Source organism: Actinokineospora spheciospongiae (assembly GCF_000564855.1).
GTDB lineage: Bacteria > Actinomycetota > Actinomycetes > Mycobacteriales > Pseudonocardiaceae > Actinokineospora > Actinokineospora spheciospongiae.
The window spans coordinates 42,425-50,798 of sequence record NZ_AYXG01000145.1 but is presented as its reverse complement, the minus strand read 5'-3'; the positions used below and the strand labels follow the sequence as shown (position 1 = coordinate 50,798).

Genomic DNA, 8,374 nt, shown 5'->3' with positions numbered 1-8,374 from the left:
GTGGGCCAACCGCCACTGCGGCTGACCCACCTGACCACGGTGTCCCGGCACAGGTTCGGCCGATCCGTCGCAGCGCACCGGGAACCCGATGCGCGGACGTGCGGACCGCCGATCCACCTCCTCGCTCGGCCCGGGAACGCCTCGCGTTGAGGTCAGGGTGTTCGCGGCTGTCGCCGGTGGGACAGGAGGTCGAGCAGTTTGGCGTGCGTGGTGGCGTCGGCTGCGGCGATGAGCCCTTGGACACCGGTGTGGACGGGTTGGCCCGCGAGGTTGGTGACGACGCAACCTGCGGCCTGACACAGGGCGATGCCACTGCTGAAGTGCACGTTGTCGCGCAGGCGCCCGTCGGTGATGTAGGCGGCACGACGGCCGACAGCCACCCAGGCCAGTGCCAACGTGGTCGACAGCACCCTGGGGTGGAACACACTGGTGAAGCCCTCGTCGGTCAGCAGGTCGGCCGCGAGGAACCAGTCCTTGTTGGGGAATGGGGGGTCGAGGTTGAGGTCGACCAGGCGGCTGGTCGGGTCGGGCCGCAGCGGTGTGTCCCGCTCGTCCGAACGGACGGAGGCCGCCTCACCGTCGGTCCAGAACACCTCGTGCGACAGCGGGTCGGCCACAGCCGCCGTGCTCACGCGGTCGCAGGCTCGCAAGGCCACGTTGACCGCGACCAGCGGGGTGCGCGCGGCGTAGTTGAGCGTCCCGCACAACGGATCGACCAGCCAGCGGCGACCGGAGGCGGCCTGGCCGAGGTCGCCACCCTCCTCACCGAGGAAGCCGTCTGCCGGGCGTGCCTCCCGCAAGACGGCCATGATGGTCCGTTCAGCGGCGACATCCGCCTCCGTCGCGAAGTCGTCTCCGGACTTGGCGAACCTCTCCATCCGGCCGCCGTACATCGCCCGCACGACACCCGCCCCGGCCTCAACTGCACGGATCGCCACCTCGACATCGGTCTCACGCACCCGAATACCCTATGGTCCACACCCACCACCGACCCCGCCCTCGCCACCCGCGCCATCATCACCACGGCCGCCGCCGTCTCCACCTGGTTCGACACCCGGGGCTCCGACACCGCCGACCGGATCGCGACCCAGTACGCCGCCCTCGCCCTGGCGATGGTCGACGCCTGGCCTGCTCGATCGCCTGCCTCCGCAAACCCACCCCGAACCGACTTCGTGGACCACGTCATCCACCGTTGATCACCATGTCGCCCACGAGCCCGCACCCCGAACGGGATGCGGTCTTAACCCGAACGGGCGAAACCACCCGCTTTCGGTGCGTTGGTCCGCGCCGGTGGCCCAAGGTGGTGGCTCGACACGGTCGTGGTGCGGCGGTCGGGGGAGTGCCGTACCGCCTGCGCGCACGTGACCTTCGGGGGACCGGGACATGGCGGACGGGGACTCGGGTGGGCTGGTGCCCGGCACGCGGTTCGGCGTGCTCGGGCCCGTGACGGCGTGGGTGGGCGCGCGGCGGGTCGGGGTGGGGTGCGGCAAGCCGATGGTGGTGTTGGCGGCGCTGCTGCTCGGTCGCGGGGACGTGGTCGACCGGGCCGCCATCATCGACTTCGTCTGGGGTGACCGGCCGCCGCGCAGTGCGGTGAACCTGGTGCAGAAGTACGTCGGGGAGTTGCGGCGCGCGCTGGGGCTCGGCGACGCCGCCCTCGCCGTCGTGGGCACCGGGTACGCGCTGCGCGTCCCGGCCTCGGTGGTGGACAGCGCCGTGTTCACCGACCTCGTCCGGCGGGGGCGGGCCGCCCGTGCTGCCGGGGACTTGAGCAGCGCTGAGCGGCACTTGGGCGCCGCGCTCGCGCACTGGCGGGGCGTGCCGTTCGCCGGGATCGATGCGCCGGCCGCGGTCGCGGAGCGGGCGCGGTTGGACGAGCACCGGGTGGACGCGGCCGAACTGCTGGTCGAGATCGCGGTGGGGTTCGGTGAGAACGCCGCCGCCGTGGCCGACCTGTCCCGGCTGGTCGAGCAGAACCCGTACCGGGAGCGGCTGCGGGAGTTGCAGGTGCTCGCCCTGTACCGGGCGGGTCGCCGGGCCGACGCGCTGGCGGTCCACCGCGACGTGCGGCGCCTGCTGGTCGACGAACTCGGCACCGAACCCGGGCCCGCGCTGGTCCGCCTGCAGGAACAGGTCCTCGCCGACGACCCGGCGCTGCTCGGCCCGGTCGCGGAGCGGCCCGCGGCGGTCGGCGACCTGTCGGCGCCCGCCGCGGCGGCCGCCGTGTGCCAGTTGCCCGCCGACCTGCCCGACTTCACCGGTCGCGCCGACGAACTCGCCGAGGTGCTCGACGCGATCGGGGCGGAGCCGCGCACCTGCCTGGTCAGCGGCGCCCCCGGGGTCGGCAAGTCCACCCTGGCCCTGCGCGCGGCCCACGCCGCCCGCGCGGACTTCCCCGACGGGCAGCTCCACCTGGACCTGGCGGGCACCTCCGACGCGCCGCGCCCGCCCGCGGAGGTCCTGCCCGAGCTGCTGCGCGCGCTGGGCGTCACCGGCACGTCCGTGCCGACCTCGGCCCACGAGTGCGCCGCCCGCTACCGGTCGCTGCTCGCCGACCGGCGGGTGCTGCTGGTGCTCGACGACGTCGCCAGCGTCGCCCAGGTGCGCCCGCTGCTGCCGCCGACCGGGCGGTCGGCGGTGCTGCTCACCAGCAGGCAGCGGCTGCCCGACCTGCTCGCCCGGCACGTCGCGCTGGACGTCCTCGACGACCGCGACGCGTTCCGGATGCTCGCGGGGATCGTGGGGCAGCGGCGGGTCGCCACCGAACCCGGCGACACCGCGGCCGTGCTGCGCGCCTGCGGGCACCTGCCGCTGGCCATCCGGATCGTGGGCGCCCGGCTCGCCAGTCGCGGCACCTGGCCGCTGGCCGTGCTCGTGCAGCGCTTGGCCGACTCGTCGCGGCGGATCAGCGAGCTGCGCGTCGGTGAGCTGGGGGTGCGCGCCAGCTTCGACCTGAGCCTGCGGCTGCTGCCCCCGGCGGCGGCCAGGGGGTTCGCCCTGCTGGGCCTGCTGGGGCCGGAACCGCAACCCGGCTGGGTGCTCGGTGTGCTGCTGGGCGAACCGGCGTCGGAGGAGGTCCTCGACCAGCTCGTCGACGCCAACCTGGTGCGCGCCGTCGACACCGACGCCCTCGGCAGGCCCCGCTACCGCCTGCACGACCTGCTGCGCGCCTACGCCGCCGAGGCCGTCGCCGCGCTGCCGGAGGCCGACCGCCGCGCCGCGGTGTCCCGCCTCGTCGCCACCTGGCTGCACCTCGCCGACCAGGCCACCGACCTGATGTACACCAGCCTGTTCCGGGTGCGCGGCCCGACGGCGTCGATCCTGCCCGCCGACCAGGTGCGCCACCTGGTGCGCGACCCGCTGGCCTGGTTCGACACCGAACACCCGACGCTCCTGGGCGCCATCGCCCTCGCCGCCGACCTGGGTCTGGCCGAAGCCGCCTGGCGGTTGGCCGCGGCCATGGTCCCCTACCACGACCACCGGGCCATGCTCACCGCCTGGCACCGCGGCCACGAGCTGGCCCTGCCCGCGACCAGGGCCGCCGGGGACCACCGCGGCGAGGCGACGCTGCTGCGCGGCCTCGGCCAGCTCCACGTCTACCGCGACGAGTTCGCCACCGCCGGCGCGGAGTTCCGCCGCGCCGCGCACCTCGCCGCCGAGGTCGGCGACCGGCTGTGCCTGGCCCTGGCGGTCGCGGGCCTGGGCACCATCGCCCGCCACGAGGACCGCCCCGACGACGCCGCCGAGCACGCCGAGGCCGCGCTGCGCATCGCCGTGGCGGGCGGCCACGGCGCCCTGGAGGCGCAGTTGCAGGCATCCCTCGGCGTCGTCCGGCTGGCCCAGGGGCGGACGGCGGAGGCGGAGGACTTCTTCCGCCAGGCCCTCCGCGTCGCCCACGACACCGGCGACCGCCACCGCGAGGCCACCGTCCGCCGCCACCTCAGCGCCCTGCACCGGGCGCACGGCCGCCCGCTGCGCGCCCTCGCCACCCTGCGCGACGCCCTGGCCATCTTCACCTCGCTCGACGACCGCAACTGCGCCGCCCACACCCTGATGGCCCTCGGCCGGACCTACCTCGACCTCGGCGACCGCGCCCCCGCGGTCGAGGCGCTGCGCACCGCCGTGGAACTGTTCCGCGGCGTCGTCGGCGAACCCGTCGCCCAGGCCACCTGCCTGCGCCTGCTCGGCGAACTGGCCCTGGCCGACGGCAACACCGCCGCCGCCCGCACCCACCTCACCGCCGCGACGACCCTGTGGGACGCGCTCCCCGACCGCACCGAGGAGGCCGTCGCCACCCGCGCCCTGCTCGCGGGCGTCGAGTGACGACGGCTGTCCCTCGCGGATCTGCTAGCAGCCGCTGGACTTCAGCGTCACGTCCCACTCGCCGCCCGACCAGTCGGCGAGCCCGTAACCGCAGTTGTCGCCGGGGGAGTAGACCATGTTGCCGTAGTGCAGGCCCGCGCTGGAGGAGGCGAGGAACTGCACCTGCTTGCCCCGGGTCTGGTCCCACGCGTCCAGTTGGAGCTTCCCGTCGCTGCGGGTGCTGCCACCGGCGTAGTTGCCCACGTACATCCAGTTCGTCTTGCAGACGGTCGAGTACTTGAGGATGAACAGCCCCTTGCTGGTCGACTTGGTGACCGCGTTGATGGCGCTCGAGGCGCAGCCGGTGGCCACCGGGTCCCTGTTGTCACAGCCCGTTCCGCTGCACGTGACCGCCACCCCCACGGCGCCGGTCGTGGAAGCGGTGGTGGCGGAGGCGGGTTGCGCGAGCAGCACGGACGGCAGCGCGAGTGCGGCCACCAGGCTGAACTTGGCGATTGTGCGGTACATGGGTTCCTCCCCTGTCGTTCGGATCGAACGATTCGACGATGACCCCGTGCGCTGCAAAACCGCGGAAAGCCCGCGGAAGGACTTTCGGCACCGGTCGATCGGCGGGGCGAGCCCGGTCGTCAGCTCCTGGGCGTGAGCGACAGGGTGTTGCAGCCGGAAGTCCGCGTCCACCCCGCGGTGAGCGTGCCGCTGAACGGGGTTCCGGTGACCTTGCCGCTGGTGGGCGGCAGTTCGCCGGTGGCGGTGTCGGACAGGGCGGTGGTCGCCCCGGCCTTCACCAGTCGCGAGTTGGCCGCCGTGGTGAACGCGAAGTGCGTCGGGTCGTCGGGGGTGAACCGGACCGAGGCGAACCGGGGGTCCTGCCCGGGGCGGGTGATGCACCTGAGGTCGAACGCCTCGCTCATCGAGCCGTCGGCCTTGACCGCGGTGAGGGTCGCCCCGACACCGCCCACCGACCAGCTCAGCACGCCCGGCACCGCCGAGGTCGCCGGGTCCAGCACCGCGGTGCCGGGCACGTCGAGCGGGACGGCGGTGCCCTGCGGCACGGCCACGACGAACGGCTGCACGTAGGTCCGCGTCCCCGCCGGGGCGCCCTCGAAGGAGCGGGTGATCGGCAGCCGCAGTTCACCGCGCAGTCGGGCCGCGCCGATCAGGTGCAGGCCCTGGACGGTCGTCTCCGACAGCCGGAAGCTGGTGGTCGTCGTGCTCGCGGGCGTGGTCGACCCCACCGGCAGTTCGGCGGGCAGGTCCACGCGGGCGCGCACCTCCTGGGGTTGGGGGCCGATCAACGGGAACGCGCAGTCCTGCACGATCCCCGGGACCTCCGCGTCGGCGAACCGGACCGAGGCCAGGCGCGGGTCCTGTCCGGAGCGCATCGTGCAGGTGGAGGTGAACGAGCCGAGCCCGGTCTCCTGCTCCCGGCCGTTCAGCGGCGTCAGCTCCATCGTCAGGTCGCCGATCTCCCACTCCAGGACGCCCGCAGTGGTGCCGGTTTCCGGTGCCAGCCGGGTCGGCCGCCGAGGGTGAGAGCGCTGCCCTCGGCGGGGACCGGGGTGTTGGGCAGGGCGAACCGGTATTCGGTGCGGCTGCGGACCACCCCGTCGGCGACGACGGTCACCGGCAGCCGCAGGGTGCCGCGCACCTGGGTGGCGTCCACCAGTGCCAGGCCCGAGGTGAACAGCGGTGGGAAGGTGACCGCCAGGTCCAGGTCGGTGGCCGGGGTGCTCGCACCGGTCGGGAGCCGCGCGGGGAGCTGGGTCGTCGCCCGCACGCCGGTGGTCTGGTTGCCGATCAGCGGCATCGGGCACTCCTGGGCGGTCACCGCCCCGGCGGGCTGGGTGGTGCCGCCGAAGGAGGTCCGGGCCGCCCCGGTCCGGGCGCGTTCGGGCACCGCGCAGCCCGTGTTGAACGAGCCGAGCCCGGTCGGCGTGCCGTCGGCCCGCTTCGGGGTGAGGAACGCCCGCAGGCCGCCGACCCGCCAGGTGAGCACCGTGGGAGCGGTCTCGGTCACCGACGGGATCGGGACCCCGCCGACGATCTGGATCGGACCGGGGGGACCCGGCACGGGCACCCCGGCCAGCGGGATCTCGTGGTCGGTTGAGATGACCCGCCCGTCGGAGTGGGTGCCGGTGAGCGGGACCGTGATGGTGCCGTCCAGCGTCTCCGCGCCCACCAGGAACAGCCCTTGGCGGACGGCGGCGGGGAAGGTGACGGTGAAGGTCGCCTGCGTCGCGGGGGTGGGCTGGTCCAACGGCGCGGTCGTCGGCAAGTCCACCAGGCCCTCCACCCGCACCGGCTGCTCGACCAACAGCGGGAACGGGCAGGACTGGGGGGCGAAGATCATCTGCGGGCCGGTGGCCACCCCGGCGGGCGCGGCGGCGGCCTGTCCCGGTGCGCCGAGCGCGCCCGCGACCACGGCCAACGCGGTGAGCAGGGTTCTGGTTCGCACTGTGCTCCTAGCTCCAGAGGAAGGGCAGGGTGGCGCCTTCCGGGGCCGAGACCCCGCCGACGACCCGGGGCCTGCCTGGCGGCGTTCGTTGATCGAGGCGGTCAGGGACAGGTCCGCCGCGGGGGTCAGGTCGATCGGCTCGCCGTCGTGCCAGAGGTGGGCCAGCGGGACCTGGGGCATGCCGTCGAGTGGCGTCCCGGTGCCGTGCGCCTCGACGTAGTCCACCGTGCGGGGCGACACGCCCGCCTCCCGGTACGCCCGGGCGAGCAACCGCTCCTGCGCCACCGGGTTCGGCGCCGTGATGCCGTTGGACCGGCCGTCGGAGTTGACCGCGCTGCCGCGCAGCACGGCCAGCACCCGGTCACCGTCGGCCAGGGCGTCCGGCAGTCGCTTGAGGACGACCACCCCGCAGCCCTCCCCGCGCACGATCCCGTCGGCGGACGCGTCGAACGGCTTGCACCGCCCGTCGGCGGCGAGGGCGCCCGCGAGGTGGAAGTTCGCGGTGATCCCGGGCGAGAGCAGCAAGTTCACCCCACCGACCAGCGCCGCCGACGCCTCGCCCGCGCGCAGTGCCCGCACCGCCAGGTGCACGGCGACCAGCGAGGACGAGCAGGCGGTGTCCACGGTCATGCTGGGGCCGTGCGCGCCGAGGGCGTAGGAGAGCCGGTTGGCGGCGAGCGAGGCGGCGGCACCGGTGCCCGACCACGCGTCGACGCGGTCCAGGTCGGTCATGGTGAGCTGCGCGTACTCGGTGGCCGACAGCCCGACGAAGACCCCGGTGTCGGTGCCGCGCAGGGCCTTCGCCGGGATGCCCGCGTTGCCCAGGGCTTCCCAGGCGACCTCCAGCAGCAGCCGCTGCTGCGGGTCCATCCCCTCGGCCTCGCGCGGGCTGATCCCGAAGAACTCCGCGTCGAAGGCGGACACGTCCGCCAGGTGACCGCCCGCGCGGGGCAGGCCGTGGTCGTCGGCTCCCGGGGCGAACTGCGCCCAGCGGCCCGCCGGGACCTCGCTGATCGCGGTTTCACCACCGGTCATCAGCGACCAGAACCGCTCGGCCGTGGGTGCCCCCGGGAACCGGCAGGCCAGCCCCACCACCGCCACCGGCACCCCCGGTTCGCCAACCGGGGCCTCGGCGTCGGGTGCCCGCCGCGTGCCACCCGCGATCGTCCTGGCCAGGTCCGCGATGGTCGGGGCGGTCCAGACCAGGGTGCTCGGCCGCTCCTCGCCCGTCACCTCGCCGATGCGGGCCGCGAGCACGGTCGCCGAGCGCGACGACACCCCGAAGTCCCGCAGCGGCCGCTCGAACTCCGCCGCGGCGACCGGGCGCCCCAGCAGCTCCGCGAGCCACTGGCCCAACCACGCCCGCCACTGCTCCTCGGTGCGCGGAATGCCGGACGGGTTCGCCATTGTCGTGTGCCCTTCCCCTTCGGACGGCGCCGGGTGTTCATCGGCTCCACGTGCTCGCCGCCGGACTCGAATGCCACGAGGATGGGTCACCCCGAACAACGCTGTCAATGGGATGGGCGGGTGCAGATAACAACATTATCCGAACGGGGCAGCGTGTTGTCATCTAATGTGGGGTGATCCGAAATTTTT

The 8,374-nt window shown here is 74.2% G+C and carries 6 protein-coding genes; 2 read left to right on the top strand and 4 right to left on the bottom strand.

Translation table 11 applies throughout. The features are described 5' to 3' along the window. Positions 1–152: 152 nt before the first annotated feature. The gene (locus UO65_RS19305; RefSeq protein ID WP_035284613.1) at positions 153–959 is read right to left on the bottom strand and encodes an inositol monophosphatase family protein; all 807 of its coding nucleotides are present in this window, start codon (positions 957–959) and stop codon (positions 153–155) included. On the opposite strand from UO65_RS19305, the gene UO65_RS38995 reads away from it, so the two are divergent. Together UO65_RS38995 and UO65_RS19300 are read left to right on the top strand one after the other, a co-directional pair. Continuing rightward, positions 945–1,196, top strand: coding sequence for a hypothetical protein (locus UO65_RS38995; RefSeq protein WP_161784487.1), 252 nt, complete (start codon positions 945–947; stop codon positions 1,194–1,196). The genes UO65_RS19305 and UO65_RS38995 overlap by 15 nt on opposite strands. Before the next feature lie 187 nt (positions 1,197–1,383). Next, the gene (locus tag UO65_RS19300) at positions 1,384–4,323 is read left to right on the top strand and encodes an AfsR/SARP family transcriptional regulator (protein ID WP_052021368.1); all 2,940 of its coding nucleotides are present in this window, start codon (positions 1,384–1,386) and stop codon (positions 4,321–4,323) included. A 24-nt stretch (positions 4,324–4,347) separates the two neighbouring features. On the opposite strand, the gene UO65_RS19295 is transcribed toward UO65_RS19300, so the two are convergent. From UO65_RS19295 to UO65_RS19285, 3 genes are all read right to left on the bottom strand, one after another. Beyond that, complete coding sequence (locus tag UO65_RS19295) at positions 4,348–4,830, bottom strand: DUF2690 domain-containing protein (protein ID WP_052021367.1); 483 nt, start codon at positions 4,828–4,830, stop codon at positions 4,348–4,350. Positions 4,831–4,949: 119 nt separating this feature from the next. Further along, positions 4,950–5,774: a DUF6801 domain-containing protein gene (locus UO65_RS19290; protein WP_035284611.1), complete on the bottom strand. Its 825-nt coding sequence runs from the start codon at positions 5,772–5,774 to the stop codon at positions 4,950–4,952. A 2-nt stretch (positions 5,775–5,776) separates the two neighbouring features. Then, complete coding sequence (locus UO65_RS19285) at positions 5,777–8,185, bottom strand: type I polyketide synthase (protein WP_035284608.1); 2,409 nt, start codon at positions 8,183–8,185, stop codon at positions 5,777–5,779. Positions 8,186–8,374 lie beyond the last annotated feature (189 nt).